Genomic DNA, 291 nt, shown 5'->3' with positions numbered 1-291 from the left:
GGGGTGGCGGTCTCCCCGATCGGCGACCGGGTCTACGTCGCCAACGGCAGCTCGGGCACGGTGTCGGTGATCGACACCGAGACGAACAGCATGATGGGCAAGCCCATCCGCGTCGGCCGCGGCCTGCAGGGGGTGGCGGTGTCCCGGATCGAGGACCGGGTCTACGTGACCAACGGCAGCGCCGGCTCGGTGTCGGTGATCGACACCGCGACGAACAAGGTGGACGACACCATCCGCGTCGGCCGCGGCCCGGCGGGGGTGGCGGTCTCCCCGGTCGGGGACCGGGTCTAC

General features: G+C 72.2%; 1 protein-coding gene. It reads left to right on the top strand.

Going from position 1 to position 291, the window contains the following annotated elements; translation table 11 throughout:
• Positions 1 to 291, top strand: a 291-nt coding sequence (locus H0H10_RS00300) for a YncE family protein (RefSeq protein ID WP_373566776.1), incomplete at both ends; no start/stop codon positions are given.

The organism is Streptomyces griseicoloratus (assembly GCF_014534645.1).
Taxonomy (GTDB): domain Bacteria; phylum Actinomycetota; class Actinomycetes; order Streptomycetales; family Streptomycetaceae; genus Streptomyces; species Streptomyces griseicoloratus.
This window is presented reverse-complemented; position numbering and strand designations above follow the sequence as displayed.